At 69.5% G+C, this 26,959-nt stretch carries 27 protein-coding genes; 7 read left to right on the top strand and 20 right to left on the bottom strand.

Going from position 1 to position 26,959, the window contains the following annotated elements:
• Position 1: 1 nt before the first annotated feature.
• Genes hpaD through ABD770_RS02710 form a run of 4 tightly spaced genes read right to left on the bottom strand, consistent with a single transcriptional unit; the run spans position 2 to position 4,957 of the window.
• Positions 2 to 1,165, bottom strand: a complete 1,164-nt coding sequence (gene hpaD, locus ABD770_RS02725; RefSeq protein WP_344817959.1) for a 3,4-dihydroxyphenylacetate 2,3-dioxygenase — start codon at positions 1,163 to 1,165, stop codon at positions 2 to 4.
• A complete protein-coding gene (gene hpaE / locus ABD770_RS02720) occupies positions 1,162 to 2,709 on the bottom strand; it encodes a 5-carboxymethyl-2-hydroxymuconate semialdehyde dehydrogenase (RefSeq protein ID WP_344817958.1) in 1,548 nt (515 codons plus the stop codon). The genes hpaD and hpaE overlap by 4 nt, the downstream gene beginning before the upstream one ends.
• The gene (locus ABD770_RS02715; protein ID WP_344817957.1) at positions 2,706 to 3,386 is read right to left on the bottom strand and encodes a GntR family transcriptional regulator; all 681 of its coding nucleotides are present in this window, start codon (positions 3,384 to 3,386) and stop codon (positions 2,706 to 2,708) included. Before ABD770_RS02715 ends, hpaE begins: the two co-directional genes overlap by 4 nt.
• On the bottom strand, positions 3,383 to 4,957 hold the full coding sequence (locus tag ABD770_RS02710) for a fumarylacetoacetate hydrolase family protein (protein WP_344817956.1): 1,575 nt from the start codon (positions 4,955 to 4,957) through the stop codon (positions 3,383 to 3,385). Before ABD770_RS02710 ends, ABD770_RS02715 begins: the two co-directional genes overlap by 4 nt.
• 150 nt (positions 4,958 to 5,107) lie before the next feature.
• Between ABD770_RS02710 and ABD770_RS02705 the strand changes: the two genes are divergently transcribed.
• On the top strand, positions 5,108 to 6,523 hold the full coding sequence (locus ABD770_RS02705; RefSeq protein WP_344817955.1) for an MFS transporter: 1,416 nt from the start codon (positions 5,108 to 5,110) through the stop codon (positions 6,521 to 6,523).
• Positions 6,524 to 6,561: 38 nt separating this feature from the next.
• Here ABD770_RS02705 and ABD770_RS02700 read toward each other — a convergent pair whose 3' ends face one another.
• Positions 6,562 to 7,248, bottom strand: coding sequence for an IclR family transcriptional regulator (locus ABD770_RS02700; RefSeq protein ID WP_344817954.1), 687 nt, complete (start codon positions 7,246 to 7,248; stop codon positions 6,562 to 6,564).
• 146 nt (positions 7,249 to 7,394) lie between these two features.
• On the opposite strand from ABD770_RS02700, the gene ABD770_RS02695 reads away from it, so the two are divergent.
• From ABD770_RS02695 to ABD770_RS02675, 5 genes are all read left to right on the top strand, one after another.
• On the top strand, positions 7,395 to 9,245 hold the full coding sequence (locus ABD770_RS02695) for an FAD-dependent monooxygenase (protein ID WP_344817953.1): 1,851 nt from the start codon (positions 7,395 to 7,397) through the stop codon (positions 9,243 to 9,245).
• A gap of 77 nt (positions 9,246 to 9,322) precedes the next feature.
• Entirely contained in the window at positions 9,323 to 10,285 is a 963-nt protein-coding gene (locus ABD770_RS02690; protein ID WP_344817952.1) for an ABC transporter ATP-binding protein, read from the top strand.
• Between the two features lies 1 nt (position 10,286).
• Positions 10,287 to 11,087, top strand: coding sequence for an ABC transporter permease (locus ABD770_RS02685; RefSeq protein WP_344817951.1), 801 nt, complete (start codon positions 10,287 to 10,289; stop codon positions 11,085 to 11,087).
• A 67-nt stretch (positions 11,088 to 11,154) separates the two neighbouring features.
• The gene (locus tag ABD770_RS02680) at positions 11,155 to 12,255 is read left to right on the top strand and encodes a sensor histidine kinase (RefSeq protein ID WP_344817950.1); all 1,101 of its coding nucleotides are present in this window, start codon (positions 11,155 to 11,157) and stop codon (positions 12,253 to 12,255) included.
• A complete protein-coding gene (locus ABD770_RS02675; RefSeq protein WP_344817949.1) occupies positions 12,249 to 12,860 on the top strand; it encodes a response regulator in 612 nt (203 codons plus the stop codon). The genes ABD770_RS02680 and ABD770_RS02675 overlap by 7 nt, the downstream gene beginning before the upstream one ends.
• A 78-nt stretch (positions 12,861 to 12,938) precedes the next feature.
• Here the strand turns inward: ABD770_RS02675 and ABD770_RS02670 are convergent, their stop codons facing one another.
• The 10 genes from ABD770_RS02670 to ABD770_RS02625 form a co-directional block, all read right to left on the bottom strand.
• Positions 12,939 to 14,621, bottom strand: coding sequence for a thiamine pyrophosphate-binding protein (locus ABD770_RS02670; RefSeq protein ID WP_344817948.1), 1,683 nt, complete (start codon positions 14,619 to 14,621; stop codon positions 12,939 to 12,941).
• 166 nt (positions 14,622 to 14,787) lie between these two features.
• Positions 14,788 to 15,558: an enoyl-CoA hydratase/isomerase family protein gene (locus tag ABD770_RS02665; RefSeq protein WP_344817947.1), complete on the bottom strand. Its 771-nt coding sequence runs from the start codon at positions 15,556 to 15,558 to the stop codon at positions 14,788 to 14,790.
• Positions 15,559 to 15,602: 44 nt separating this feature from the next.
• The gene (gene paaE, locus ABD770_RS02660; protein WP_344817946.1) at positions 15,603 to 16,766 is read right to left on the bottom strand and encodes a 1,2-phenylacetyl-CoA epoxidase subunit PaaE; all 1,164 of its coding nucleotides are present in this window, start codon (positions 16,764 to 16,766) and stop codon (positions 15,603 to 15,605) included.
• Entirely contained in the window at positions 16,766 to 17,278 is a 513-nt protein-coding gene (gene paaD / locus ABD770_RS02655; RefSeq protein WP_344817945.1) for a 1,2-phenylacetyl-CoA epoxidase subunit PaaD, read from the bottom strand. The genes paaE and paaD overlap by 1 nt, the downstream gene beginning before the upstream one ends.
• Positions 17,279 to 17,283: 5 nt before the next feature.
• Positions 17,284 to 18,105, bottom strand: coding sequence for a 1,2-phenylacetyl-CoA epoxidase subunit PaaC (gene paaC, locus ABD770_RS02650; protein WP_344817944.1), 822 nt, complete (start codon positions 18,103 to 18,105; stop codon positions 17,284 to 17,286).
• Entirely contained in the window at positions 18,102 to 18,407 is a 306-nt protein-coding gene (gene paaB, locus ABD770_RS02645) for a 1,2-phenylacetyl-CoA epoxidase subunit PaaB (protein ID WP_344819854.1), read from the bottom strand. The genes paaC and paaB overlap by 4 nt, the downstream gene beginning before the upstream one ends.
• On the bottom strand, positions 18,407 to 19,381 hold the full coding sequence (paaA, locus tag ABD770_RS02640; RefSeq protein WP_344817943.1) for a 1,2-phenylacetyl-CoA epoxidase subunit PaaA: 975 nt from the start codon (positions 19,379 to 19,381) through the stop codon (positions 18,407 to 18,409). Before paaA ends, paaB begins: the two co-directional genes overlap by 1 nt.
• A 77-nt stretch (positions 19,382 to 19,458) precedes the next feature.
• Positions 19,459 to 19,878 carry a pilus assembly protein CpaE gene (locus ABD770_RS02635; protein ID WP_344817942.1) on the bottom strand — a complete coding sequence of 140 codons (420 nt, stop codon included), beginning with the start codon at positions 19,876 to 19,878 and terminating at the stop codon, positions 19,459 to 19,461.
• Positions 19,875 to 20,336 carry a cytotoxic translational repressor of toxin-antitoxin stability system gene (locus ABD770_RS02630; protein WP_344817941.1) on the bottom strand — a complete coding sequence of 154 codons (462 nt, stop codon included), beginning with the start codon at positions 20,334 to 20,336 and terminating at the stop codon, positions 19,875 to 19,877. The genes ABD770_RS02635 and ABD770_RS02630 overlap by 4 nt, the downstream gene beginning before the upstream one ends.
• The gene (locus tag ABD770_RS02625) at positions 20,329 to 20,754 is read right to left on the bottom strand and encodes a hypothetical protein (protein WP_344817940.1); all 426 of its coding nucleotides are present in this window, start codon (positions 20,752 to 20,754) and stop codon (positions 20,329 to 20,331) included. The genes ABD770_RS02630 and ABD770_RS02625 overlap by 8 nt, the downstream gene beginning before the upstream one ends.
• Positions 20,755 to 20,853: 99 nt before the next feature.
• Between ABD770_RS02625 and ABD770_RS02620 the strand changes: the two genes are divergently transcribed.
• Positions 20,854 to 22,938: a RecQ family ATP-dependent DNA helicase gene (locus tag ABD770_RS02620; RefSeq protein WP_344817939.1), complete on the top strand. Its 2,085-nt coding sequence runs from the start codon at positions 20,854 to 20,856 to the stop codon at positions 22,936 to 22,938.
• A gap of 68 nt (positions 22,939 to 23,006) precedes the next feature.
• Here the strand turns inward: ABD770_RS02620 and ABD770_RS02615 are convergent, their stop codons facing one another.
• The 5 genes from ABD770_RS02615 to ABD770_RS02595 form a co-directional block, all read right to left on the bottom strand.
• Positions 23,007 to 23,444, bottom strand: a complete 438-nt coding sequence (locus ABD770_RS02615) for a PaaI family thioesterase (RefSeq protein ID WP_344817938.1) — start codon at positions 23,442 to 23,444, stop codon at positions 23,007 to 23,009.
• Positions 23,423 to 24,400, bottom strand: coding sequence for an HpcH/HpaI aldolase/citrate lyase family protein (locus ABD770_RS02610; RefSeq protein ID WP_344817937.1), 978 nt, complete (start codon positions 24,398 to 24,400; stop codon positions 23,423 to 23,425). The genes ABD770_RS02615 and ABD770_RS02610 overlap by 22 nt, the downstream gene beginning before the upstream one ends.
• Positions 24,397 to 24,870 (bottom strand): MaoC family dehydratase, encoded by a 474-nt coding sequence (locus ABD770_RS02605; RefSeq protein ID WP_344817936.1) that lies wholly within the window; start codon positions 24,868 to 24,870, stop codon positions 24,397 to 24,399. The genes ABD770_RS02610 and ABD770_RS02605 overlap by 4 nt, the downstream gene beginning before the upstream one ends.
• Complete coding sequence (locus tag ABD770_RS02600) at positions 24,867 to 25,400, bottom strand: MaoC family dehydratase (protein ID WP_344817935.1); 534 nt, start codon at positions 25,398 to 25,400, stop codon at positions 24,867 to 24,869. The genes ABD770_RS02605 and ABD770_RS02600 overlap by 4 nt, the downstream gene beginning before the upstream one ends.
• A gap of 73 nt (positions 25,401 to 25,473) precedes the next feature.
• Positions 25,474 to 26,757, bottom strand: coding sequence for a CaiB/BaiF CoA transferase family protein (locus ABD770_RS02595; protein WP_344817934.1), 1,284 nt, complete (start codon positions 26,755 to 26,757; stop codon positions 25,474 to 25,476).
• Positions 26,758 to 26,959 lie beyond the last annotated feature (202 nt).

Raw genomic sequence — 26,959 nt, 5'->3', positions numbered from 1 at the left:
GTCACAGCTGGTGTCCCAGCTTGTACTCGCCCTGCTTCCACTCCGGCATCTCCGACTCGTCGTTCGCGCGCGTGTAGGAGAACCCGTCCGCGCCGATCGTCACGGCCATCTCGCTGGTCTCGGTGCGGGCGTGCACCGGCTGCGGGTTGCCGTCCAGATCGAGCACGAGCGACGCGTCGGTGTACCAGCTCGGCACGACCGGGTTGCCCCACCAGTCGCGGCGCTGGTTGTCGTGCACATCCCAGGTGACCACGGGATTGTCGGGGTCGCCGGTGTAGTAGTCCTGCGTGTAGATCTCCACCCGGTGCCCGTCGGGGTCGCGCAGGTACAGGTAGAAGGCGTTGCTGACGCCGTGGCGTCCGGGGCCCCGCTCGATGGCATCCGACCGGCGCAGTGCGCCCAGCTTGTCGCAGATGGCGAGGATGTTGTGCTTCTCATGCGTGGAGAAGGCGATGTGGTGCAGGCGGGGGCCGTCGCCACCGGTCGCGGCGGTGTCGTGCACGGTCGGCTTGCGGCGCATCCATGCGGCGTAGACCGTGCCGTCCTCGTCCTGGATGTCCTCGGTGACGCGGAAGCCGAGGTCCTGGTAGTGGCGCACGGCCCGGGGCACATCGGGGACGACCTGGTTGAAGTGGTCCAGTCGCACGAGCTCCCCGGGCGTGTGCAGGTCGTAACGCCAGGAGAGGCGCTCCACGTGCTGGGTCTCGAAGAAGAACTCGTACGGGAAGCCGAGCGGGTCCACCACGCGCACCGAATCGCCGATGCCCTTCGTGAAGCCGTCGCGGTTGCGGCGCACGTCGCATCCCAGCTCACGGTAGAACGCCTCGGCGCGGTCCAGATCGGCCGCCGATCGCACCCGATACGACAGCACGGCCACCGCCGCGACCGGTCCCCGGCGCAGCACCAGGTTGTGGTGGATGAACTCCTCGGTGGAGCGCAGGTGGATCGCGTCCTCATCCTCCTCCGTGACGTACAGGCCGAGGACGTCGACGTAGAACTCGCGGGACGCCGCGAGGTCGGTCACGACGAGCTCCATGTACGCGCAGCGCAGGATGTCCGGCGGAGCGGCCTGCGGGGTCGCGACGGGGTTCGCCGTGTCGATGGGGGCCTCCTGGCTCACGTAGAAGCCGGAGGAGGTGAGGGTCTTTCCTTCGTGGTTGCTCATGTCAGCGTCCTTGCTCTGAGATTCAGCGTGGGTCCGGGGCGTCCCGGATCCTGCTTGCCGAACGCGGGGTTGTGCGGCTCGCCCAGCGTGATGTGCACGCTCTGCTGGTCGGTGTAGAAGTCGATCGAGCGGTAGCCGCCCTCGTGCCCGAGTCCGGATGCCTTGACCCCGCCGAACGGGGTGCGCAGATCGCGGACGTTGTTCGAGTTCAGCCACACCATCCCCACCTCCACGGCGCCCGCGAAGTTGTGGGCGCGCTTGAGGTCATTGGTCCAGATGTAGGCGGCCAGGCCGTAGCGGGTGTTGTTCGCGAGCGCCAGAGCCTCCTCGTCGGTGTCGAACGGGGTGATCGTCACGACCGGGCCGAAGATCTCCTCCTGGAAGATCCGGGCGTCCGGGGAGACGTCCGCGAAGGCCGTCGGGGAGACGTAGTTGCCGGTGGGGAATCCCTCCGGGCGACCGCCGCCGGCGATGAGCCGGCCCTCGGACTTGCCGAGCTCGACGTAGCTCATCACCTTCTCGTAGTGCTCGGGGTGCACGAGGGCGCCCACCTCGGTGGCCGGGTCGTGCGGCAGGCCGACCTTCACGCGTTTGGTGAGGGCGGTGAAGCGTTCCACGAACTCGTCGTAGATCGCCCGCTCCACGAGGATGCGGCTGCCCGCCGTGCAGCGCTCGCCGTTGAGGGAGAAGACGCCGAAGATGCAGGCGTCGATCGCGGTCTCGAGGTCGGCGTCGGCGAAGACGACGGCCGGGCTCTTGCCGCCCAGCTCCATCGACAGGCCCTTCAGGTACGGCGCCGCGTTGGCGAAGATGAGCTGACCTGTGCGGCTCTCGCCCGTGAAGGAGATCAATGGGACGTCCGGATGCCTGACCAGAGCGTCCCCGGCGTCCTCGCCGAGACCGTTGACGAGGTTGAAGACGCCGGTCGGAAGCCCCGCCTCCTCGAAGATCCCGGCCCAGAGGGATGCCGACAGCGGAGTGAACTCCGCGGGCTTGAGCACCACGGTGTTGCCGGTGGCCAGTGCCGGGCCGAGTTTCCAGGACTCCAGCATGAACGGCGTGTTCCACGGGGTGATGAGTCCGGCGACCCCGATCGGCTTGCGGTTGACGTAGTTCATCTGGCGACCCGGCACCTTGAAGGCGTCATCGGCCTGGGCGACGATGAGGTCGGCGAAGAAGCGGAAGTTCTCGGCGGCGCGGCGCGCCTGGCCCAGCGCCTGCGTGATCGGCAGCCCGGAGTCGAAGGACTCCAGTTCCGCCAGGCGCGCGTCGCGCGACTCCACGATGTCGGCGATGCGGTGCAGCACCCGTGAGCGCTCGCGCGGCAGCATCCGCGGCCAGGGCCCCTCGGTGAACGCGCGCCGGGCGGCGGCGACGGCGCGGTCGATGTCGGCCTTCTTGCCCGCCGCGGCGTGCACGTAGGTCTCGTTGGTGACAGGGTTGAGCACCTCGAAGGTGTCGCCGTCCACGGAATCGACGAATTCGCCGTCGATGTAGTGCTGGATCCTCCCGGGCAGATCGGCCGGGGTGTGCGGGGCTGTCATGATCGTCCTTCCTCGGTGAGGTGGCGGTGGGCATCGAGGAACGCGTCCATCGTGCGCCATCGGTGGTTGCGGGCGGCGAGCTCGATCTCCAGCGGATCCGCGCCGCGGCGGATGAGCTCGAGGATCTCGGTGTGCTCCTCGACGGAGTGACGTGCACGGCGGGGGACGAAGGCGAAGGAGCTGTCCCGGATGCCCGAGAGCCTGCTCCAGCCGCGATGCACGAGGTCGAGGATGTGCGGGTTCGGGCACGGCTCGTACAGCACGGAGTGGAAGTCCTGGTTGAGGACGGTGAACATGTGCGCGTCGAAATGGCCGAGCAGCAGGCGCATCCGGTCGTTGATCTCCTCGGCGCGCCGCAGCGCCGCCTCGTCCAGCAGCGGCGCCGACAGCGCCGTCGCCGAGCCCTCGATGAGGCCGAGGGTCTGCATGGTGTGGGCGTACTCGCTCTCGTCGATCAGGGACACGTGCGCGCCGACGTTGCGCTCGAAGGTCACGAGCCCTTCGGCCTCCAGTCGCCGGATCGCCTCGCGCACCGGGACCACGCTCATGCCGAGCTCGTCGGCGATGGTCCCCAGCACCAGCCGGTACCCGGGGACGAAGGCGTGCGAGGTGATGTGCGCACGGATCCAGTCGTAGGCCTGCTCCGACTTGCTGCCCTGGCGCCTTGCCTCGGTCATGACCGCTCCCGGGCGTCGTAGGCGGCGCGCCATTCGGCGTTCATCGGGAACAGGCCCTCCAGTGCGTTGCCGTCCGCCACCTGCTCGGCGACCCACGCGTCCTCCTCCTCCTGCGCGAGGGCGGCATCGGCCACCTCCTCCGCGATCCCCGGAGGAATGACGAGCACGCCGTCCCCGTCGCCGACGATGATGTCCCCGGGCTGGACGGCCGCCCCGCCGCAGGCGATGGTCACATCGGACTCCCACGGCACATGGAGGCGCCCCAGCACCGAGGGGTGCGGGCCCTTCGAGAACACCGGCAGACCCATCTCGGCCACCGCGGCGAAATCGCGCACGGCACCGTCGGTGACCACGCCCGCCGCCCCGCGGGTCTTCGCCCGCAGTGCGAGGATGTCGCCCAGCGTGCCGGCGCCGCAGTCTCCGCGCGCCTCGATGACGACGACCTCGCCCTCCGCCACCGCGTCGAAGGTGCGCTTCTGCGCGTTGTACCCGCCGCCGTGCGCCGCGAACAGGTCCTCCCGGGCCGGGATGAAGCGCAGAGTTCGTGCGGGGCCGACGATCCTGCTGCCGGGCAGGTTCGCGTGCACGCCGTCGATGAAGCAGGAGCGCAGCCCGCGCTTGCGCAGCTGGCTGGACAGGCTCGCCGTCGGTGCGGCCTCGAGCTTGGCGCGCAGCTCGGGCGACAGCATCCGTGCACCCGCCGGAACAGGAGATTCTCCGGAGACAGGAGGATTCTCGCCGGATCGTCCTGTTCCGAGTGAATCTCCTGTTCTCGGAGAAGCGGATGCCGGGGATGCGGCGGATGCCGGTGATGCGGCGGGGGCCGGGGGCAGGCCCGCGGCCTCGCGCGAGCCCCAGGCCTCGGAGCGCTGCAGATCGTCCACGGCGGGCAGCGAGCCGAGCGCCGCGTCGAAGGGGACATCGCCCTGCGTGACCGTGGTGGCCAGCCGCCCGGAGGTCGGCGCGCCCTCGGCATCCGGGGCGTCCACCTCGATCTCGACGACGTCGCCCGGCACGATCACGGACGAACCCGCCGGCGTGCCGGTGAGGATGACGTCGCCGGTCTCGAGCGTGAAGTGCTGGGAGAGGTCGGCGATGAGCCGGGGGAGTGGGAACAGGAGCCCCGAGGTGCTGTCGTCCTGACGCAGCTCGCCGTTGACCCAGGCGCGCACGCGCAGCGCGGCAGGGTCCACGTGCGATGCGTCGATGAGGCCGGGGCCGAGCGGGGTGTAGCCGTCTCCGCCCTTCGAGCGCACGTTGGAGCCCTTGTCGTTCGCGCGGAGGTCGTACAGCCCCAGATCGTTCGCGGCCGTGACGGATGCCACGTGCGACCAGGCGTCCGCGATGCCGACGCGGCGGGCGGGTGCGCCGATGACCAGGGCGATCTCGCCCTCGAACGCGAGCAGCTCGGTGCCCGCCGGCCGCTCGACCGTGCCGCCGCTGACGCCGACGGAGCTGGAGGGCTTGAAGAAGTACGAGGGGGCTGCGGGACGCCGACCGCGCTGGTCGGCGCGCGAGACGTAGTTGAGATGGATCGCGATGATCTTGCCCGGGCGGGGGATGACCGGCATGAAGCGCCTCCTTGCGTTCGCGCACGGGGTCTCACGGGGCTCAGGAGAACCTCTTGTGCGTTGTATCTGAAATCGTATATTCTCAGTCGCATTCCGGCAAGCACATCGACGTATGCCGGTGACAAGGGCGTCGATCCCGAGGAGGGACTCATGAGCGGGCAATCGCAGGACGGGCTCACGCCGACGGGCACCATCGCGTCAGCACGCGATCGTCGCCGGGTCGTGGTCGCGACCGTCGTCGGCACCACCGTCGAGTGGTACGACTTCTTCATCTACGCGTTCGCCGCCGCGACGGTGTTCGCGGCACTGTTCTTCGAGCCGATGGGTGCGGAGTTCGCCCAGATCGTGTCGTTCTTCACGGTGGGCGTCAGCTTCCTGTTCCGTCCGTTGGGCGCCTTCCTCGCCGGGCACTTCGGCGACAGGATCGGACGCCGCCCGATGCTCGTGCTCACCCTGCTGCTGATGGGCGGCGCGACCACCCTCGTCGGGCTCCTGCCCACTCATGCGCTGATCGGCGTCTGGGCGCCGATCCTGCTGATCCTCCTGCGTGTCATCCAGGGCATCTCCACGGGCGGCGAGTGGGGCGGCGCCGTCCTCATGGCCGTCGAGCACGCGCCCAGGGGCAAGCGGGGGCTGTTCGGCGCCTCGCCGCAGATCGGCGTGCCGATCGGGCTGCTGCTGGCGTCGATGATGCTCGCGCTCATGGCGCAGATCGCCCCCGGCGTCCCGGCGGGCTCCGACGTCCACCTGCAGGACACCGCGTTCGGCCAGTGGGGCTGGCGGGTGCCGTTCCTGCTCTCGATCGTGCTCATCGCCGTCGGCTACTGGGTGCGTCGCCGGGTGGAGGAGAGCCCCGTGTTCGCCGAGATCACCGAGCGCAGGGAGAAGACCCGGATGCCGATCGTGCAGCTGTTCCGGCATCACGCTCCGCTCGTGCTCATCGCCGCGCTGGTGTTCGCCGGCAACAACGCCGTCGGCTACATGACCACCGGCGGCTATGTGCAGCGCTACGCCACCGATCCCGCGGGCCCCGTCGCACTGGACACCTCGGCGGTGTTCTGGGTCGTCGCGCTCTCCGGCGTCACCTGGCTGATCTTCACCTGGTTCGGCGGGTGGATCTCGGATCGGATCGGTCGTCGCACCACGTACATCGTCGGCTGGATCCTGCAGCTGGTGGGCGTGTTCCTGCTGTTCTTCCTCACCGACCTCGGCTCGATCGGCTCCCTCACCGCGGCGCTGGTGATCCTCACCGTCGGCCTGGGGCTGACGTACGGGCCGCAGGCCGCGCTGTACTCGGAGCTGTTCCCGGCATCGATCCGGTTCTCCGGCGTCTCGATCTCCTACGCGATCGGGGCGATCGTGGGCGGCGCGTTCTCTCCGATGATCGCGCAGGCGATCTTCCAGAACACCGGCTCCACGCAGGGCATCACCTGGTACCTGGCGGGGATGACCGTGATCGGGCTGATCGCCACCCTGCTGCTGCGCGACCGCACCGGCATCCCGCTGGGACCGGAGCACGAGGCGGAACAGGCGGCGTCGCCGATCCACGGGGCGCGGAGCGCCTGAGGCGGGGCCCGATGGCCGCACGGGTCCTCGGTGGCCGCTCAGCCGTCCAGCGCCTCGCGGATCGCGGCGGCGGAGCGCTGCAGGCGCGCGGCGATCTCGGCATCCGGATGCCGGGCGGCGACGTGCACGACCGCCAGAGCGGCGGGGCGGTGCCCGCGCAGGGGGAGCGGCACCGCCACGGACCTCAGGTTCGGGATGACCTCGTCGTGGCTGGTGGCGTAGCCGCGCTCGCGGACGGCGAGCACCTGGGCCCGCAGCGTCTCGTCGATCGCCGGCCACTCGTGGTCGCTCAGCTGGGAGAGGATCGCCTTGCCGGGCGCTCCCGCGGTGACCGGATGCCGGGTGCCGGGTCGCTGCGCGACGTTGGCCACGGTGTGGCGGGGCTCGACGCTCGTGAGCGTGATGCACTCGTCACCGTCCAGGACGGCGAGGAACGCGGTCAGCCCCAGATCGTTGGCGACCGCGGTCAGCTCGGGCAGAGCCTCCGCCTGCACGTCGTGCGCGACGCCGGCGGCCAGCGCCGCCATGCGCGGGCCGAGGGACGCACGCCCGGCGGCATCGCGGGCGACCAGACGGTGATCCTCGAGAGTCCGCAGCAGTCGGTAGGCGATCGACCGGTGCACGCTCAGCGAGGTGGCGATCTCGTCGATCGAGAGCGGTCCGTCGGCGAGGATCTCCAGGATCCGGATGCCGCGGCTCAGCGTCTGCGAGGCGGGTGCGGGCATGGGACTCCTTCGGGATGCGGACGGCCTTGTGCGGGCGTCCGACCATCACGTACTATCTGTTCAATAGTAGAACGTTGCGTTCGAATATAGAACAAGTCTCCTCGCCATGCAAGACCTGACGACGGTGTCCGGGGAAGGACCAGACGATGCAGTTCCACCACCACGGCTATGTCTCCCACGATCCGCGTGTGCTCCCCGCCGCGGGGATCGGACTCGACAGGCCCGCGGAGCTCCCCGACGAGATGGATGTGCTCATCGTCGGCTCCGGGCCCGCCGGCATGCTGCTGGCCGCGCAGATGTCGCAGTTCCCCGACGTGAGCACGCGCATCATCGAGAAGCGCGACGGACGCCTCGTGCTCGGCCAGGCCGACGGCATCCAGCCGCGCAGTGTCGAGACGTTCCAGGCCTTCGGCTTCGCGCCGCGCATCATCGCCGAGGCCTACAACATCGGCTGGATGAACTTCTGGGGACCCGACCCCGCGAACCCCGCGAACATCATCCGCACCTCCCGCACGGAGGACTACGGTCTGAAGATCAGCGAGTTCCCGCACCTGATCGTGAACCAGGCGCGGGTGCTGGACTACTTCGCGGAGGCGGCACTGCACGGTCCGGGCCGTATCGTCCCGGACTACGGCGTGGAGTTCCTCGGCCTCACCGTGCACGAGGAGGGGGAGTACCCGGTCGAGGTGCGGGTGAACGACCACGGCACCGAGCGCACCGTCCGCGCGACGTACGTCGCCGGCTGCGACGGTGCACGCAGCGCGGTGCGCGAGGCCATCGGCCGCAAGCATGTCGGCAGTGTCTCCGCACACGCCTGGGGCGTGATGGACGTGCTCGTCAACACCGACTTCCCGGATTGGCGCACCAAGTGCGCGATCAACGCGGAGGCGGGGAACATCCTGCACATCCCGCGCGAGGGCGGCTACCTCAGCCGGATGTACATCGACCTGGGCGCCGTCGCCGAAGGCGACAACCATCAGGTGCGCTCCACCTCGATCGAGGAGATCATCGCCAAGGCCAATGAGATCCTGCACCCCTACGCGCTGGACGTGAAGGAGGTCGCCTGGCACAGCGTCTACGAGGTCGGACACCGCGTCACCGACGGCTTCGACGATGCGCTGGACGGCGAGCGCCACCCCAGAGTGTTCCTCACCGGCGACGCCTGCCACACGCACAGCGCCAAGGCCGGCCAGGGCATGAACGTGTCCATGCAGGACGGCTTCAACCTGGGCTGGAAGCTCGGGCACGTGCTCACGGGCCGTGCGCCCGCCGAGCTGCTGTCCACCTACGCCGCCGAGCGCCGCCCGGTCGCCCAGCAGCTGATCGACTTCGACCGGGAGTGGTCGAGCCTCATGGCCCGCAAGCCCGAGGAGATCTCCGATCCGCAGGAGCTGGCCACCTACTATCTGGCCACGGCCGAGTTCCCCTCCGGGTTCATGACGCAGTACGAGCCGTCGATGATCGTCGACGGCTCCTCGCGGCAGGAGCTGGCGATCGGGTTCCCGCTCGGCAGGCGCTTCCAGTCCGCCGAGGTCACCCGGGTCGGCGACGGCAACGTCGTGCACCTCGGCCACCACGCGACCGCCGATGGGCGCTGGCGGGTGTACGCCTTCGCCGATGCGGATGCCTCGAAGCTGGCGACCTGGGCGGATGCCATGGGCCCCGTGTTCGCGCGCCACACGCCGCAGGACGGCGACGTGGACGCCGTCTTCGACGTCAAGGCGATCTACCAGCAGCGCTTCGACGAGTTCCAGATCACCGACGCGCCCGCGCTGTTCCTGCCGAGGACGGGCCCCTTCGGCCTGACCGACTGGGAGAAGGTGTACGCGGCAGCGCCGACCGTCTGGTGCGAGGACGACATCTTCGCCGTGCGCGAGCTGTCCCGCGACGGTGTGGTGGTCGTGGTGCGCCCCGACCAGTACGTGGCGGCGATCCATCCGCTGGATGCGCCGGATCGGCTGGCGGCGTTCCTGGAGGGGGCGCTGCTGCCGGCGTGAACGACATGACAGGTGTCATGCCGAAGACGTGACACCGCCCTCCGGCATCCGCGCGCCGGTGCGACGACGCTGGAGACATGCAGATCACGGAACAACCACGGACCGCGACCGCGACGGCGCAGCAGGGCGGCCTGCGCGACGTCGTCATCGAGCTGCGCGGCATACGCCGCGGCTTCGGCAGCGGAGCGAAGCGCGTGCAGGCCGTCGACGATGTCGATCTCACCGTCCGCGCCGGGGAGATCGTCGCCCTGCTGGGCCCCAACGGCGCGGGGAAGACGACCACGCTCGACATCCTGCTGGGGTTGTCCGAGCCCGACGAGGGCACGGCGCGGGTCTTCGGGGCTCGCCCCGCCCGCGCCACCGCCGCCGGCTCCATCTCGGCCGTACTCCAGACCGGCGGGCTGCTGGCCGATCTGACCGTCGGGGAGACCGTGCGCCTGGTCGCGTCCCTGCACGGCCGGGACGCCCTCTCCCGCGTGCCCGATGTTCTGGCGCGCGCGGACCTGTCGGGGCTCATCGGACGTCGGGTGTCCAAGTGCTCCGGGGGCGAGCAGCAGCGGGTGCGCTTCGCACTCGCGCTGGTCGCCGACCCCGACATCCTCGTCCTCGACGAGCCGACCGCGGGCATGGACGTCACCGCCCGCCGGCACTTCTGGGACGTCATGCGGGCGGATGCCGATGCCGGCCGCACCATCCTCTTCGCCACGCACTATCTGGAGGAGGCCGAGCAGTTCGCACGCCGCACCGTGGTGATGAACCACGGACGCATCGTCGCCGACGCCCCCACCGCGCAGCTGCGCGCGGGGCTGGGAGCCCGCGTGATCGCCGCGACCCTCCCGGAGACCGGACGCGACGACATCCTCACCCGCCTGCGCGACCGCGACGACATCGCCGACCTGCGCGTGGACGCGGGGCGGCTGACCGTGCGGGCCCAGGACTCCGACGCTCTGGCATCCGCTCTGCTGGCATCCGGCGCGCGCGACCTGGAGATCACCGCCCCCACCCTCGAGACCGCCTTCACCGCCCTGACGGAGGACTGACATGACCACCACGACGCTCACCCCTCTCGCCACCGGTCGCTCCTCCGGCGGCATGTCGATGACCATGCTGCGCATCGAGGCGCTCCGCCAGCTGCGCAATCCGTACACGCTCGCCTTCACGCTGGCCATGCCCGTCGTCATGTACCTGCTCTTCGGCGCCGGACCCGCCTACGGCGCCCTGTCCGCCGGGAACGGGAATGTGGCGTTCTACGTGATGATCTCCATGGCGGCGTACGGCACCGCCGTCGCCATGAGCTCCCTGACCTCCCTGGCCGCCGCGGAGGCGCAGCAGGGCTGGGGGCGACAACTCGCCATGACGCCGCTGAGCACCGCCGGGTACGCGCTGACGAAGCTCCTCACCGCCGTCGCCTTCGCCGCGTTCGCGCTGGCGGTCGTGTACATCGCCGGCGCCCTCACCGGCGCCGAGGCCGACAGCGTGTGGCGGTGGGTCGCCGCCGCGGGGATCATCCTCGGGGTGGGGCTCATGTTCGGACTGTACGGCCTCGGAGTGGGACTGGTCTTCAACTCGGACTCGGCGGCCGCGCTGGCCTCCATCTCCTTGGTCTTCTTCGCCTTCTTCGGGAACGTCTTCATGCCGCTGGACGGCGTCATGCTCGACATCGCCCGGTTCACCCCGCTGTACGGGTTCGTGGCGCTGAGCCGCTGGCCGCTCACCGAGGGCACCCTGACCACCGGGCAGACCGACCCGCTGTGGATGCTGCTGCTGAACGTGGTGGCGTGGCTGGCCGTGTTCATGGTGCTCGTGTACGTGGGTGCCAGGCGCTCGCGCGCCCGCCGCTGACGGTCCGGGCGGCCGGGCGGGCGGCATCCGGATTCAGTAGGTTGGACGGATGGCCGAGGAGGAGACGATGAGCGGGACGGACGTGCTCGATCCGGCACCGAAGAATCCCTGGGACCGCTTCGGCTGGCTGATGGCCGTGGTGTGGCTGGTGTTCCTCGTCTACCCGGTGATCGAGCTGCTGCGCACACCGGCGCCGCTCGGCTGGGTCGTCGTCGGCTGGGCCGCACTCGCGCTGTTCGTCGTGCTGTACGTGGGCGGCTTCGCCCGCGGGCTGCGCACGCAGAGCGGGCTGGGCAGGCCCGTGGACCACGGTCAGTGGATCGTGTTCGGGGCCCTCATGGTCTGCGCCGCGGCGACGATCCCCGCTGTCGGCGGGAATGCGCTCAGCTTCCTGCCGTTCATCATGTCCTTCGCGTCCTACGGCCTCACCAGGCCCGCGCACTGGCTGACGACGACCGGCGCCGTGCTCGTGACGGGCCTGAGCGTGCTCCTGCTGCCGGACGGCTGGGACTACTCGGCGGTGCTCATCATCATCGTCATCCTCGGCGTCGTGAACACGGTGTCGACCTGGTTGATCATCCGCTCCGCCATCGCCGAACAGCTGGGGCTGGAGCTGGCCACCAGCCAGGGGCGTGAGGCCGTCGCCCGCGACGTGCACGATCTCATCGGGCATTCGCTGACGGTCGTGCGGCTGAAGGCGCAGCTGGCGCACCGGCTCATCGACACCGATCCCGAGCGGGCCAAGACGGAGCTGGCCGACATCGAGGCGCTCACGGCGGAGGCCATCAGCGGCGTGCGGGCGACCGTCACGGGCGCGCGTGCCGCGACCCTAGCCGACCAGCTCACCGCGAGCACGGCGGCGCTGCGCGCGGGAGGGATCGAGCCCGTCGTCGATGGGGACCCCGCGATGCTCTCGCCCGCACAGGGCCTGACCGCCGGGTGGATCCTGCGCGAGGCCACGACGAACATCCTGCGGCACGCGGCGGCGTCGACCGTGACCGTGCGCCTGCGCCCGGGGCTGCTGGCCGTGCAGGACGACGGTCGCGGCGCCGGATCCTCGGAGGGCAACGGCGTGCGCGGCATGCGCGAGCGGGCGGCGGCGGCCGGGGCGCGCTTTCAGCTGACCGGCGGGGAGTCCGGCGGCACTCTCGTGGAGGTGATGTGGTGAGCATCCGCATCGTCATCGCCGACGACCAGGCGCTCGTGCGCGGCGCTCTGGCGGCGCTGCTGGAACTGGAGGACGACATCGAGGTGGTCGGCGTCGCCGCCGACGGGGCCGAGGCCACCAGGCTGGTCGCCGAGCTCGCCCCGGACGTCTGCCTGATGGACATCCAGATGCCGGGCCTGGACGGCATCGAGGCGACCCGGCGACTTCACGAGGCGAGCCCCGGCACCCGGGTGCTGGTGGTGACGACGTTCGCCCGCCCGGGATACCTGCGTTCGGCGCTGGACGCGGGGGCCGCCGGCTTCATGGCCAAGGACGCCCCGGCCGAGCAGCTGGCGGATGCCGTGCGCCGCCTGCATTCCGGGCTGCGTGTCGTCGATCCCGAACTCGCCGAGGCGAGCCTGTTCGAGGGCACCAATCCGCTCAGCGAGAGGGAGCGGCAGGTGCTGCGCCTGGCTGCGGACGGCAGGAGCGCCGCGGCCATCGCATCCGAGGTCTTCCTCTCCGCCGGCACCGTGCGCAACCACCTGTCGTCGGCGATCGGCAAGACCGGCGCGTCCAATCGCGCCCAGGCCGTCCGCATCGCCCAGGACAAGGGCTGGGTCTGACCGTGTGTCCCTGACGTCCCCCGTCCCCTCTTCTCGCCGAGAAACCGCGTGAAACAGGGGAGAGTGGGACGAGGCGGGTCAGGAGTTCACGCGGATGATCTCCTGCTGGTACGGGGCGATGATCCGGCCCGAGATGCGCAGATCGAGGACGAGGAATCGGCGCGCCTCCGGGTCCTCTCCGGCCCAGGATCCCAGCCGTTCGAGGTCGGCGAGGCTGCGCACGACGACGCCCTCCGCGCCGACGGCCGCGCTGAGAGCGGCGAAGTCGACCTCGGGGATCCGCATGGGCGCCTCGGCGAGGCCCTTCAGCCCGTAGAGGTTGATCTCGGCGCCGTAGGCGGCGTCGTTCCAGATCACCGCGCAGCCATGACCGCCGGCGGCCCGCACGGCGGACTCCAGGTCGGCGATCGCCATCAGCCCGCCCCCGTCACCGGAGGTCAGCACGACCGTGCTGTCCGGGCGCGCGCGGGTCGCGCCGACCACGCTCGGCCAGCCCTGGCCGATCGACTGGAACGCGGTGCCCACCATCATCATCCGGTCCGGCGCGGCGACGGGCCAGTACATGTTGGCCCAGCCGATGAAGTGCCCGCCGTCGGACACGACCACCCGGTCCTCGGGCAGCAGCTCGGCGATCCGTCGCGCGGCCGATCGCGGATCCAGCCGGCCGTCGGGGGCGATCTCGTCGCCGGCGGGATACGCGCGGGCCGCCGCGACGTCGACGGTCTCCCGCCACGGTGCGTGCGCTTCGTGCGGAAGAATGCGCTTCGCGCGGACGGATGCCGTGGATCCGAGCCGCTGCAGGAGCGACTCGGCGGCGAGGCGGGCGTCGGCGCGCACGAAGCCTCCGACGTTCGGATGCGTCGCAGCCGGCGCCACATCGACCTGGAACACCCGGGTGCCGGGCGCGAACAGCTCGCCGAAGCGCATCGTGAACTGGTTGAGCGCCGCGCCGAACACCACGGCGACATCGGCCTGCCGCACGAGCGACATGGCGCCGTCGGCGCCGAATCCGCCTGCCACCCCGAGGTCGTGGCGGGAATCGGGGAAGATCCCGCGCCCCAGGGCGCTCGACGCCGTCAGCGCTCCGGTGGCTTCGGCCAGCGCACCGAGCGCCGGGCCCGCGCCGGCCAGCCAGGCGCCGCGCCCCGCCAGCAGGAAAGGACGTTCGGCGGAGCGCAGCGCGTCGGCGATCTCATCGAGCATCCCCTCTGCGAACGCGCCGCGAGGGGGCAGCGGATCGGGCAGGCGAGGGGAGGGGGCCTGCGGCACGGGCCCGGCCTCGAGAGCCGCGACGTCGTAGGGGATGGCCAGCACGACCGGAACCCGGTAGGTGAGGGCGTGCTCGACGGCGATGACGGTGGTGGCCGCGGCATCCGTCCTCCCCGTGGTGTAGGTGCGCGCGCCGACACCCGACGCCAGCGCGATCTGGTCGACGTCCCAGGGACGCGGGCCGGAGGTCGGCTCGTCGCCGACGACCAGCACGAGCGGCACGTGCGCCTGCACGGATTCGGCGAGGGCGGTGATCGTGTTCGTGAAGCCCGCGCCGTAGGTGGTGGTGGCCGCGGCGATCCGCCCGGATGCCCGGAAGTGCGCGTCGGCGGCGACGACAGCGCCCTGCTCATGGCGGACGGCGGTGAAGCCGGCGTCCGTCTGCGTGTCGATGGCGTCGAGGAAGTACGCGTTGCCGTTGCCCATCACACCGAAGACGTGGTCGACGTGCTGGGCGAGGGTGAGGGCGACGTGGGCGGAGACAGAGGGCATGACAGAGCCTTTCGAGACGGAACGGAGGGGTCCGTATATGTCTCGCCGCTCATGCATCGTCGCTTCGCGCGCTTCGTGCCCCTTTTTCGGGCACCGGCAATGGCCGGACACTCCGATTGTACCGGGAACGCCACCGCCCGCGGCACCCGGGGAAGGGCAGGGACCCTCAGCGCCCGGTGAACACCGGCGGGCGCTTCTGCTGGAACGCGGCGAAGCCCTCCCGGTAGTCGGAGGTGTCGCGCAGCTCGGCCTGCGCGGCGCTCTCGAGCCGTATCGCGTCCCACAGCGCCAGGCGCTCATCACGGATGCGCGCGATCAGCCGCTTGCTGGCCAGGAAGGCCGCCGTCGCGCCTCGTGCGGCCGCCGCGGCGGCATCCATCGTCGCGTGCAGCACCTCGCTGTCGGGAAGCACCCGCGAGAACAGGCCGGCGGCCACGGCCTCCGCCCCCGTCATCAGCCGCCCCGTGTAGATGAGGTCGAGCGTGCGGTGCGCGCCGAGCCGATCCAGGAACAGCGCGTGCCCACCGGAGTCCAGCAGCGCGCCCAGGGCGGCGAACGGGGAGCCGATCCGTGCGGTCTCGGCGACGTACACGACATCCGTCGCGATGAGCAGTCCCAGGCCCACTCCCAGGCATCCGCCGTGCGCGGCCGCGAACGTCGGGGCGGGGAAGGCCGACATGCGCCGCAGCAGCGGCGTGAGCAGCCCGTCCAGGTAGCCGAGCACGTCGTCGTCGCGCGGATCGACGTCGGAGATGTCGCGGCCGGCGCAGAAGGCGCGGCCCTCCCCGCTCAGCACGAGCGCGCGGACCCCGGCCCGTTCGGCCTCGTCGTAGGCATCGCCCAGGTCGCGCAGCGCCTGCTCGTCGAGGGCATTGCGCCGGGAGGGCGAGTTGAGCGTGATGTGCGCGACGTCGTCCGCGACGGTCAGATCGATCATGGATGCTCCTCTCGGACCGGCCGGTGCGTACCGGCGGGTACGGGTCACACGTCGTAGTCGACGACGAGTCTGTCGCTGGTGGGGTGGGATTGACAGGTGAGCACGTAGCCGCGTTCGAGCTCGTCGGGCTCCAGCGCGTAGTTCTCCGTCATGGTCACGCTGCCCTCCAGCACGCGGGCGCGGCACGTGCCGCACACACCCCCCGAGCACGCGAACGGCGTGTCCGGCCGTACGCGCAGCGCGGCGTTGAGCACGGACTCGTGCGCGTCGACGGGGCTCTCCACGGTCGAGGACACGCCGTCCAGGTTGATCTCGATCCGGTGCGTCTTCTGACCCGCCTTGACTTCGACGCGGCGCGGGCCGCGTTCGGCGGGGGTGTCGCCGGTGGTGAACAGCTCGAAGCGGATGCGCTCGCGCGGCACGTCGATGTCGGCGAGCACCTCCCGGCACAGATCCACCAGGGCCAGAGGGCCGCACAGGAACCACTCGTCGACGGTGGCGGGGAGGATCAGGGCGTCCAGGATGGTGCGCAGCCGCTTCTCGTCGATGCGTCCCGACAGCAGCGGTGCCGTGCGCTGTTCGCGGGAGAGCACGTGGTGCAGCACCAGTCGGGTGGGGTGGCGGTCCTTCAGGTCTGCGAGGTCCTCGAGGAACATCACGTCGCTCGTGGACTTGTTGGTGTACAGCAGCGTGAACCGGGTGCTGTCGGATGCCGCGAGCAGGTTGCGCGCCAGCGCCATCATGGGCGTGATGCCCGAGCCGGCCGCGATGCCGACGACGTGCGCGCCCGCCAGCTCGTCGAGGTCGGAGGTGAAGGTGCCCTGCGGGCTCATCACGTCGATCTCGAAGCCCGGATGCAGTTCGGTCTGCGCCCAGGTGGAGAACAGCCCGCCCTCGTCGCGCTTGACGGCCACGGCCAGGCTGGTCGCGCCGTCGCGCACGGGTGCGGGCGGTCGGCACAGCGAGTACGACCGGCGCACCTCGGCGCCGTCGAGGTGCACCCGCAGAGCGACGTACTGACCGGGGAGGTACGCGTAGTCATCGGCGAGCTCGGCGGGCACCGTGAAGCCGACTTCGACGGCGTCGTCGGTGAGCCGGCGCACCTCGGAGACGGTGAGCGTGTGGAAGCGCGCGCGATGCCGGTCGCCGACCGGGCGTGCGGCCGGGCGGTCCGGGGCGGTCGTGGGGGGGAAGCGGAACAGGGACATCAGATCGCCTTGAAATGGTCGAACGGTTCCAGGCACTCCCGGCACTCGTAGAGCGCCTTGCAGGACGTGGAGCCGAAGTGGGACACTTCGCGAGTGCTCGGCGAACCGCAGTGCGGGCACTTGACCGCGAGCGTGAGCCGGATCGGACCCTGCCGGTGGGCGGCTCTGCCGGTGGGCGGGGCGATGCCGAACTCGGTGAGCTTGCGTCTGCCCTCCTCGCTCATCCAGTCGGTGGTCCAGGCGGGCGAGAGCACCAGGCGCACCTCGACGTCGTCGAAGCCCTCCGCGGTGAGCGCGAGGACCACGTCGTCGCGGATGGCGTCCATGGCCGGGCATCCGCTGTAGGTGGGGGTGATGTCGACGGTCACGCGGCCGGTGTCGTCCGCGGTGACCTCCCGCAGGACGCCGAGGTCCGCGATGGTCAGCACGGGGATCTCGGGGTCGGTCACGCGCGCGGCGACCTCGCGCGCGCGGCTCGCGAGCGCTGCGGTGTCGAGACGGGCGGCGGCCATGGGGGTCACCACGTCGCTCCCGGATGCCGTCGGGCCAGCACCTGCATCTCGGCCAGCAGATGCCCCATCGGCGTGGCATGCGCGCCGTGGCGTCCGCCCGCACGGGAGGCGGCGATGTCGGGGCGTGCGAGCCGCGCCTCGGCGAGGACCTCGTCGATGACGGCGTCGAAGCCGGCGCGCAGCGCCGACGGACGCGCGGCGGCGTCGCCCAGGCGGTCGATGAGCGGCTCGTCGCGGAACAGCTCGTCCGCGTACGGCCAGACGTCCCGCAGGGCCCGGATGATCTTCTCGCGCGAGACGTCGGTGCCGTCGGCCAGGCGCAGCACCCACTGCACGGCGTGGTCGCGGTGGTAGTCGACCTCTTTGACGGCCTTCTCCGCGATCGCGGCGAAGGTGTCGTCGGTCGAGGCGCGCAGCGCCGTGTACAGCTCGTACATGTAGACGGATGCGATCAGCTGGCGGGCGATGGTCTGGGCGAAGTCCCCGTTGGGCTGCTCCATGATCCAGGCGCTGCGGAACTCCGGCTCGTCGCGGAAGTACGCCAGATCGTCCTCGCTGCGGCCGTCCCAGGAACCGGCGTACCGCAGCAGGGAGCGGGCGTGCCCCAGCAGGTCCAGGGCGATGTTGGTCAGCGCCACGTCCTCCTCCAGCTCGGGGGCGCGGGAGATCCACGCGCCCAGCTGCTGGGAGAGGATCAGCGCGTCGTCGCCCAGCCACAGGGCGTATTCGGCGATATCGGCGGATGCCGCGCGGGCCTGCCCGCCGGCGAGTTCGGACGCCAGCTGCAGCTCGTCGACGGAGACGTGGACGTCGGGGGAGGCGGTCACAGGTGCGGCACCCCCTCGGATGCCGTGTAGTACACGGCGTGACGATAGTTCTTCCCCGCCGGGCTCTCGAAGAACGCGCCCTTGTCGTCGGGGTCGCTCGTGGTGATGGCATCCGCGGGCACCACCCAGATGGACACGCCCTCGTTGCGACGCGTGTACAGGTCACGGGCGTTGCGCACGGCCATGCTCGCATCCGGTGCGTGCAGCGAGCCGACGTGCACATGGTTCAGGCCCCGGTTGGCTCTCACGAACACCTCCCACAGCGGCCAGGTCTCCTCGGGGGATCCGCCGGGCGCGACCATCATGCCACCCGCCCTTCTGCGCGCTGCGCCTGCTTCCGGGCGTACTCGGCGGCGGCCTCGCGCACCCATGCGCCTTCTTCATGCGCGGTGCGGCGGCGCTCGATGCGCTCCGCATTGCACGGGCCGTTGCCCCTCAGCACCTGGAAGAACTCGTCCCAGTCGATCTCGCCCATCTCATAGCGCTGCGTCTCCTCGTCCCAGCGCAGGTCGGGGTCCGGCAGCGTGATACCCAGGATCTCGGCCTGCGGCACGAGCATGCCGACGAAGCGCTGGCGCAGCTCATCGTTGGAGAAGCGCTTGATCCGCCAGGCCATCGACTGCGCGGAGTTGGGCGACTGGTCGTCCGGCGGTCCGAACATCATGAGCGACGGCCAGTACCAGCGGTTCACGGCATCCTGCGCCATCTCGCGCTGCTCCTGCGTGCCCTGCATGAGGGTCAGCAGGATCTCGAACCCCTGGCGCTGATGGAAGGACTCCTCTTTGCAGATGCGCACCATCGCCCGCCCGTAGGGGCCGTAGGAGCAGCGGCACAGCGGCACCTGGTTGACGATGGCCGCACCGTCGACCAGCCAGCCGATCGCCCCCATGTCGGCCCAGGTGGGGGTGGGATAGTTGAAGATCGAGGAGTACTTGGCCCTGCCCTCGATGAGCTGCCGCGTCATCTCATCGCGCGTGATCCCGAGCGTCTGCGCGGCGGAGTACAGGTACAGGCCGTGACCGGCCTCGTCCTGCACCTTGGCCATGAGGATGGCTTTGCGCTTCAGGCTCGGGGCGCGGGTGATCCAGTTGCCCTCGGGCTGCATGCCGATGATCTCGGAGTGCGCGTGCTGCGAGATCTGCCGGATCAGCGTCCTGCGGTACGCCTCCGGCATCCAGTCGCGGGGCTCGATGCGTTGCTCGTGCGCGACGTGGTCGTCGAAGCGCGCCAGCGCATCGGCATCGTCCACTATGGAGAGATCTGCGGGTGCGGTCATCTTCGACTCCTCGGCGTTTGCTTTACTGACCGATCGTAAGGTAATTGTCGCACGGTCGTGGAGTACGTGCAAGCGGGTCACGACGAGCGGGAGATGAGCTCCCGCAGCGCCAGACCGTATGCCTCGGCGGGATCCGGATGCTGGAAGCGCAGCCGCTCGTCGTTGATCTCGATCTCGACCTCGAACGTGTCCTGCAGTCGTGTGAGGCTGCGGAAGGTGCCGCGCAGCAGGTCGCGCAGCTGGTGCTCGGACGGCATCCAGACGGCGTCGGCCAGCTCCACGGCATCCAGTGCCCACTCCGTCGTCCCGTTGAAGGCGAGGTCGGTGCCGCTGGGCGTGCAGCGCGCCTCGATGGTCATCTCGCTGACCGTGTACGTCTCGGCCTCGATCTCGGATTCGACGTCCTCGGGCAGATCGAGCTGGAAGCGGTCGCCGGATGCCGGATGCCACACCAGACCCGCGTCGCGCAGGGCGACGGCGAGCTCGCGACTGATCATGATGACAGGCTATGCCCGGGTGGAGTCTGCTGGCCCGCCAGCAGCTGCGCATGCCGCTGAGCGGCTTCCGCGGCATCCAGCTCCAGGATCTCGGTCTCGGGGATGCCGAGCCTTGAGAGTTCCCTGACGAGGTGGAGCGGCACCGACTTGCGCGGGGGAGTGGGCTTCGGCTCGCCGCGCTCGGGTCTGATGTGCTTTCGCACGCAGAACCAGAACGCGTCTGCAGACACCTCGAGCTGTTCGCGCAGGATGTGCGACCACATGCTCGCCGCGTAGCCGGTGCGATCGATCGGCCGCGAGATGCGCGTGCGCAGGATGCGGCCGTCCCACAATGGGAGTTCGTACGTGCGGTGGTGGCGGACGGGCTGGCCGTGCGCGCCGCGGACGAGTGCCCACTCCTCGTGAAGGCAGAAGTCGTCGTGATCCTCGCGGGTCGCGACGGGATGCTTCTCACTCACCGCCGTGCTCGAACCACTTGAGGAGCTGCTCGTCGGAGGAGAGCTTGATCAGCTGCACCAGCGCCCAGTTGTCGCGGTGGTTCGGGGCCTGCTGGAGCCGCGCCTCCCAGTCCTCGGCGTACTCGCGAAGCGACAGGATCAGGTCGTCGAGCGCATCATCGACTGTGGCACCTTCGGAGGCGAACGGGCGGCCCGACATGAGTGCGATCACACGGCCATCCTCCGTGGTCAGCTCGACGCGAGGGGCCACGGAGTGGAAGAAGAACGACTGCAGACGGTCGGCTTGGACAACCACGGAGACGTGTCCTTCGCGCGCCACGGTCACGGAGCGGCCCCGCTCCGTGGCGTCGAGCACATCCTTGAAGTGTGCGCGCGCGCTGGAGTACGACGGATAGTCGGCGATGGCGGGCTGGCTCATGGTGACCTCTTAGCTGATGTGTGACGTACGTGACGTACGTCGCGTACGTTTATTGTACGCAGGTCTGGCCGTGTCGGTGCCGTCGGGCAGAGTGGATGCGTGACCTCCACCACCCGCGACGCCGCGCTCGCCGCCCTCCGCGATCTCGTCGGCCGCCCGGATGCCGATTTCCACGACGGCCAGTACGAGGCCATCGAGGCGCTGGTGGCGCAGCGGCGGCGTGCGCTGGTCGTGCAGCGCACCGGGTGGGGCAAGTCGGCGGTGTACTTCGTCGCAACGCAGCTGCTGCGCCGGCAGGGAGCGGGGCCCACGGTGCTGGTCTCGCCGCTGCTGGCGCTCATGCGAGACCAGATCAGCGCGGCCGAACGCGCGGGAGTGCGTGCGGTGGCCATCAACTCCACCAATGCGCACGAGTGGTCCGATGTGCTTGAGCGGATCGACCGTGACGAGGTCGATGTGCTGCTGGTCTCACCCGAGCGGCTGAACAATCCGGCGTTCCGCGAGCAGCGGCTGCCGACGCTCGTGCAGCGCATCGGGATGCTGGTGGTCGACGAGGCGCACTGCATCAGCGACTGGGGTCACGACTTCCGCCCCGACTACCGGCGCCTGCGCGATCTGATCGGGCAGATGCCCGCCGACGTGCCGGTGCTCGCGACCACGGCCACCGCCAACAGCCGGGTCGTGGCGGACGTCGCCGAGCAGCTCGGCGGTGCGGACGTGCTGACGATCCGCGGTCCTCTGGCACGGGCATCCCTGCGGCTGGGGGTGCTGCAGCTGCCGAACTCGGCGAGCAGACTGGCCTGGCTGCTCAGCCATCTGGACGACCTGCCCGGTTCCGGAATCATCTACACGCTCACGGTCGCGGCCGCCGTCGACACGGCGCGGCTGCTGCGCGAGCACGGTCACGACGTGCGCGCGTACACCGGGCAGACCGATGCCGATGAGCGCGAGGAGTCCGAGGGGATGCTGGGGCGCAACGAGGTCAAGGCGCTCGTCGCCACCAGCGCGCTGGGCATGGGCTTCGACAAGCCCGACCTCGGGTTCGTGGTGCACCTGGGAGCGCCGTCGTCGCCGGTGGCGTACTACCAGCAGGTCGGGCGTGCGGGTCGCGCCACCGAGAGCGCCGACGTGCTGCTGCTGCCCGGCGCGGAGGACAAGGACATCTGGCGCTACTTCGCCACGGCATCCATGCCCGACCGCGAGCGGGCCGAGCGGGTGATCGCCGCTCTTGACGGCGATCCGATCTCGACGCCTGCGCTGGAGGCGAGGGTCGACATCCGCCGCACGCCGCTCGAGCTGCTGCTGAAGGTGCTCGACGTCGACGGCGCTGTGAAGCGTGTGCAGGGCGGCTGGATCGCCACCGGTGAGCCCTGGATATACGATACCGAGCGGTACGAGCGCATCGCCGCCGAGCGCCGGGCCGAGCAGCAGCACATGATCGAGTACCAGCAGACCGGTGGATGCCGCATGGAGTTCCTGCAGCGCTCGCTGGACGACGCCACGGCCGCGCCGTGCGGGCGGTGCGACAACTGCGCGGGCCAGTGGTTCCCGACGGATGTCGGGGCGGATGCCTCGTCGATCGCCACCGAGTCGCTGGACCGTGTGGGTGTGCCCGTCGAGCCGCGCAGGCAGTGGCCGACCGGCGCGGATCGGCTCGGCATCCCCGTTCGTGGTCGTATCGGCGTGGACGAGCAGGCTGCTGAGGGATGTGCGCTGGCGCGTCTGACCGACCTGGGGTGGGGCGGCACGCTGCGCGAGCTGTTCGCGACAGGGGCGTCTGACGGGTCGGTGGCGCCGCAGGTGCTGGCCGCGTGCGTGCGCGTGCTGGCCGGCTGGGGCTGGGAGGAGCGCCCCGTCGCCGTGGTCGCGATGCCGTCGCGCTCGCGGCCTCAGCTGACCGGCTCACTGGCGCGCGGCCTCGCCGAGGTCGGCAGGCTGCCGTACCTGGGCGAACTCGGGTTCGTGGGCGGCGGGCCCTCCGGCGCGCCCGGTGGCAGCAGCGCGTTCCGGGTGGCGGGGCTGTGGGACCGGTTCACCGCCGACGGGCTGCAGGTGCCCGCCGGCCCCGTGCTGCTGGTGGATGACCTGGCTGACAGCCGCTGGACTCTCACCATCGCTGCGCGTACGCTGCGGCAGTCCGGAGCGACGGCAGTGCTCCCGTTCGTGCTGGGTCTACGGGGGTAGCACGGGCGCGAACAGGTGCTTGCATACATTGTCCGGCTGGGCTGCCCGTGGCCGCGCCATACGACCAGTCACACCTGTGGCGGTCGCTCCCGCAGATCGGTGCCGTGAACCGTCATCGTGGCGATCAGGGCATCATCTGCATCCAGGAGGTCGACATCGACGATGGAATTCCGCCCATATCGCGCTTTCTCCCGTGCGGTCGCGTAAAGCTGATCCCCGACGGTCAGCGGTGCGATGTATGTGATCCCCGCCTGGCGGGTCACAGCCGGTCGACCTCGCGACTCCGACAGGAACGCGAACGCCGTGTCGCCGAGCCAGAACATCGCACCTCCGTGGAGGATGCCATGGCCGTTTATCATCCACGGCTGCGGGGGGAGGCGCAGGGTTATGCATCCATCGCCGATGCTGGTGATCTCGACTCCCATGTGTCGCGAGGCGGCGTCTGCTGCGAGTCGTGCCCGCACTTCCTCCTCGCCCACCGGGCTCATGGCTCCGGTCGGGTCCATGCCGCCGTCCTCTTCAGTCCGGCGCTGCGTCCTTTGGCGGCGATCACGGCGGCCATCTTCCGAGATGCTTCGTCGATGAAGTCATCACCAAGCATGACCGCCCCGAGGGCCCCTCCTTCGGGCGAGGTGTACCAGGCGTAGGCGTCGAGGATGTTCTCGGCCTTGTCGTATTCCTCCTGAGCCGGTGAGAAGATGGAATTCGCCGGTCCGATCTGCCCTGGATGCAGCACCCACTTGCCGTCGAAGCCCAGAGCCGCACTGCGCCACGTGGCCTCTTCGAAGGCGGGGATGTCGCGGATCAGCCCGAAAGGCCCGTCGATCGCCTGGAGACCATTCGCACGAGCGACCATGAGTATCCGCATGAGGATGTAGTGGTAGGCATCGGCCGGATACCCCTTCGGCTGTCCGCCGACTATCAGGCTCTTCATATTGAGGCTGGCCATCAGATCCGCAGGGCCGTAGACGAGTGTTTCCACGCGGGCAGATGCGGTTGCGATGGCTTCGAGATTCACCATGCCGAGGGCGTTCTCCAGCTGGACCTCGATGCCGATCGCGCCGACATCGAAGCCCTTCTCCATCTCGATCTGCGTGAGGAGCAGATCCAGCGCCTCGACCTGGCCGGGTGTCTGAACTTTGGGCAGCATGATCGCATCGATCTGGTCGCCTGCTGCTCCGACGACGGTCATCACGTCCTGGTACGTCCACTGAGTGGTCCAGTCGTTGACCCGCACGACGCGCACTTTGTCGCCCCACCCGCCTTCGAGCAGTGACGCGACGATGTTGTGGCGCGCCTGCTCCTTGGCAGCCGGTGCGACGGAGTCCTCGAGATCGAGGAAGAACTGATCCGCATCCAGTCCGCGTGCTTTCGCGTGCATCTTCGGATTCGACCCCGGTACTGCCAGGCACGATCTCCGCGATCGTCCGGCTCCTCGGGTGGTGTGCGGGGTGGTGCTCATGATCTTCCTTCCTTGATGGCGTGCCGACGTGGGACACGGATCACGCGAGTGAGTTCGGCGACGATCTGATTGCGCTGGTTGTAGCCCCAGTGGTGGAGCGTCAGCAAGCCGGAGCGGTCATCGTACGGCTCGGTCGCGAGCACCTCCGTCGCGGCGCGGATCGTGTCGCCATGCACCACCGGGACCAAGAGCCGGAGATCGGTGATCCCGCGGTCTTCGAGCATCGAGTCCGCAGTGTCCTGGCTCGCCAGCCCGATGACCAGCGATGCGGTGATGCCGCCGAACACGATGGATGTTCCCAGCGGTGTCTGCGACATACGCGCCTCATTGAAATGCGCATCGGCCGTGTTCATCACGAGGTTCGTCAGCAGCACGTTCTCGAGCTCGGTGATGGTCTTCCCTCGCGCGTGCCTGAACCGCATGCCGACTTCGAAGTCCTCGAAGCAGTTGTCCGATCCCGTGATGCTCATGCCGGCACCGCCTTCGGCTGTCGTCGGGTGAAGTTCTCCAGCTCCGGTCTGAGAGAAGTCAGATTCGAGCGCTCGAACCGGAGCACTTCCACGGCGTCCTGGTTCACTCCCGTTGTGCGCCAGCTCACGATGCCCTGTTGCGGTCGTGACTTCGACCGCCGCTTGCCGATCACCTCGGTGCGGCACGTGACGGTGTCACTTGCGACGACCGGAGCCAGGAACTCGACGGAGTCCACACCCAGGAAGGCCCCCGCCGCGCCGTCCACGCCCTCGCTCGTGTCCTCCACGGACATCCCGAGGACGAGCAGGAAGACGAAGTACGGATTGATGGTGTCTGCTCGGCATCCGTGCTCCGCAGCCCACGCGTCATTGAAGTACAGGGGGGAGTAATGCAGAAGCAGGGAGCTGAACAGCGTCGAATCATATGTGCGGAGCGTGCGACCCCAATGATGCTCGATGACCTCCCCGACGACGAAGTCATCGAAGTAGCGGCCCTTCGGCCACAGCGGAAAGGTCGTTGGATCGGACATGCGGTGTTCCTCCTCATCGGGAACGATATGGATGATGGAGCGCCGTGCCTGGTACAGGCATGCAGCCGGTCGGCTACGCGTGCGTCGCAGCCGAGGTCGCGTCAGCGGTGGTCGCCACGATTCCGGAAGCGACCAATCCCTGGACGGCCTGCTGGTCGATGCCGATCTCCGCGAGAAGGCTCACGGTGTCCTCCCCCAGCAGTGGTGCGCGGCGGATACCCACCGAGCTGGCGGGGGAGAAGCGGATCGGGGTGCCGGCGATCGAGACGACGTGGCCCGTACCCGGCTGCTCGACCTCGACGAGCATCTGCCTGATCGCCACATGGGGATCAGCAGCGATGTCCCGAGCCGTCTGCACAGGTCCGACCGGGACGCGACCGCCGAGTTCATTGACGATCTCCGCCTTGGTGCGCGTCCGGGTCCACTCCTGGATGACATCGTTGACGAATTCGATGTTCTCGTGCCGAGCAGTCGGCTGGGACGACCGCGGGTCGTCGATGAGTTCAGGGTGGCCGATCAATGACGCGAACACGGTCCACTCGCGATTGCTGGGCGCGGCGATGGTCACCCAGCCGTCCTTCGCCTCGAAGAGGCCGAACGGTGCGAACAGCGGATGAGAGTTGCCGATCCGCCCCGGCACCTCGCCGGTGATCGAGTGCTGGTAGGCGTTGCGCTCAGCCAGTGAGATCATCGCGTCGTACATTCCGACATCGACGAGGCGGCCCTGGCCTGTTGCACGTGCCTGGAGGATCGCAGAAAGAACGCCGATATCCAGCAGCGCTGCAGGAAACAGATCACCGATCCCGATGCCGGACTTGACCGGTTCACGCTCGGGAAAGCCATTGACGTGCATGAAACCGCCCATGGCCTGCGCGACGACGTCGTAGGCAGGCCAGTTCACGTACGGACTCATCCCGGTTCGAGGATCCCCGAAGCCGCGGATGCAGCCGTAGACGAGCCGTGGATTGCGTGCGTGCAGGACTTCCCAGTCCAGTGCGAGCGACTCCATGATGCCGACCCGGAAGTTCTCGATCACTGCATCCGCCGAGTCGACGAACTCCAGGAAGATCCTGCGGCCCTCCGGATCGCGCAGATTGAGCGGAAGACTGCGCTTGTTGCGATTCACGCTGTGGAAATAACCGCCGAACGCCTCTTCGCCGTCACCGAATGTCGGTCCGGCACCGCGGATGAACTCGCCGCCGGGCGGTTCGACCTTGATGATCTCAGCACCCAGATCGGCCAGGAGCATCGTGGCGTAGGGGCCGGCGAGCATGTGCGTGAGATCCAGGATCCGCACACCCGCAAGAGGCGGATCCACCGCCGGTGGGGCGGCCGGACCTGCGGGGTCTGTCGTCATCGTCAACTCCCTGATCGCCGATTAACCCGGCTCTTGCTCGGATTAGCAGGGAGTCGCTCGGCGAATGAATCGGCGACCGGGGTGAGGCCGGCGCCGCCGTAGGTGACTGGTGACGAGTACCATGGTGCACGGACGGCATTGCGTTGTCAATCACGCTTTTGCCGGATATGTCGCCTTGCGGGTTCTCCCCCCCAGTGTCATC

Origin of the sequence: Microbacterium soli, assembly GCF_039539005.1 — a bacterium.
GTDB lineage: Bacteria > Actinomycetota > Actinomycetes > Actinomycetales > Microbacteriaceae > Microbacterium > Microbacterium soli.
Note: the sequence above shows the minus strand (reverse complement) of the source record. Positions and strands in the feature narration are given on the sequence as shown.

Excerpts from the sequence above, each read along its gene's own strand:
- hpaD (WP_344817959.1), bottom strand. The coding sequence starts at position 1,165 with ATGAGCAACCACGAAGGAAAGACCCTCACCTCCTCCGGCTTCTACGTG.
- hpaE (WP_344817958.1), bottom strand. The coding sequence starts at position 2,709 with ATGACAGCCCCGCACACCCCGGCCGATCTGCCCGGGAGGATCCAGCAC.
- ABD770_RS02715 (WP_344817957.1), bottom strand. The coding sequence starts at position 3,386 with ATGACCGAGGCAAGGCGCCAGGGCAGCAAGTCGGAGCAGGCCTACGAC.
- ABD770_RS02710 (WP_344817956.1), bottom strand. The coding sequence starts at position 4,957 with ATGCCGGTCATCCCCCGCCCGGGCAAGATCATCGCGATCCATCTCAAC.
- ABD770_RS02705 (WP_344817955.1), top strand. The coding sequence starts at position 5,108 with ATGAGCGGGCAATCGCAGGACGGGCTCACGCCGACGGGCACCATCGCG.
- ABD770_RS02700 (WP_344817954.1), bottom strand. The coding sequence starts at position 7,248 with ATGCCCGCACCCGCCTCGCAGACGCTGAGCCGCGGCATCCGGATCCTG.
- ABD770_RS02695 (WP_344817953.1), top strand. The coding sequence starts at position 7,395 with ATGCAGTTCCACCACCACGGCTATGTCTCCCACGATCCGCGTGTGCTC.
- ABD770_RS02690 (WP_344817952.1), top strand. The coding sequence starts at position 9,323 with ATGCAGATCACGGAACAACCACGGACCGCGACCGCGACGGCGCAGCAG.
- ABD770_RS02685 (WP_344817951.1), top strand. The coding sequence starts at position 10,287 with ATGACCACCACGACGCTCACCCCTCTCGCCACCGGTCGCTCCTCCGGC.
- ABD770_RS02680 (WP_344817950.1), top strand. The coding sequence starts at position 11,155 with ATGAGCGGGACGGACGTGCTCGATCCGGCACCGAAGAATCCCTGGGAC.
- ABD770_RS02670 (WP_344817948.1), bottom strand. The coding sequence starts at position 14,621 with ATGCCCTCTGTCTCCGCCCACGTCGCCCTCACCCTCGCCCAGCACGTC.
- ABD770_RS02665 (WP_344817947.1), bottom strand. The coding sequence starts at position 15,558 with ATGATCGATCTGACCGTCGCGGACGACGTCGCGCACATCACGCTCAAC.
- paaE (WP_344817946.1), bottom strand. The coding sequence starts at position 16,766 with ATGTCCCTGTTCCGCTTCCCCCCCACGACCGCCCCGGACCGCCCGGCC.
- paaD (WP_344817945.1), bottom strand. The coding sequence starts at position 17,278 with ATGGCCGCCGCCCGTCTCGACACCGCAGCGCTCGCGAGCCGCGCGCGC.
- paaB (WP_344819854.1), bottom strand. The coding sequence starts at position 18,407 with ATGGTCGCGCCCGGCGGATCCCCCGAGGAGACCTGGCCGCTGTGGGAG.
- paaA (WP_344817943.1), bottom strand. The coding sequence starts at position 19,381 with ATGACCGCACCCGCAGATCTCTCCATAGTGGACGATGCCGATGCGCTG.
- ABD770_RS02635 (WP_344817942.1), bottom strand. The coding sequence starts at position 19,878 with ATGATCAGTCGCGAGCTCGCCGTCGCCCTGCGCGACGCGGGTCTGGTG.
- ABD770_RS02625 (WP_344817940.1), bottom strand. The coding sequence starts at position 20,754 with ATGAGCCAGCCCGCCATCGCCGACTATCCGTCGTACTCCAGCGCGCGC.
- ABD770_RS02615 (WP_344817938.1), bottom strand. The coding sequence starts at position 23,444 with ATGGACCCGACCGGAGCCATGAGCCCGGTGGGCGAGGAGGAAGTGCGG.
- ABD770_RS02610 (WP_344817937.1), bottom strand. The coding sequence starts at position 24,400 with ATGAGCACCACCCCGCACACCACCCGAGGAGCCGGACGATCGCGGAGA.
- ABD770_RS02605 (WP_344817936.1), bottom strand. The coding sequence starts at position 24,870 with ATGAGCATCACGGGATCGGACAACTGCTTCGAGGACTTCGAAGTCGGC.
- ABD770_RS02600 (WP_344817935.1), bottom strand. The coding sequence starts at position 25,400 with ATGTCCGATCCAACGACCTTTCCGCTGTGGCCGAAGGGCCGCTACTTC.
- ABD770_RS02595 (WP_344817934.1), bottom strand. The coding sequence starts at position 26,757 with ATGACGACAGACCCCGCAGGTCCGGCCGCCCCACCGGCGGTGGATCCG.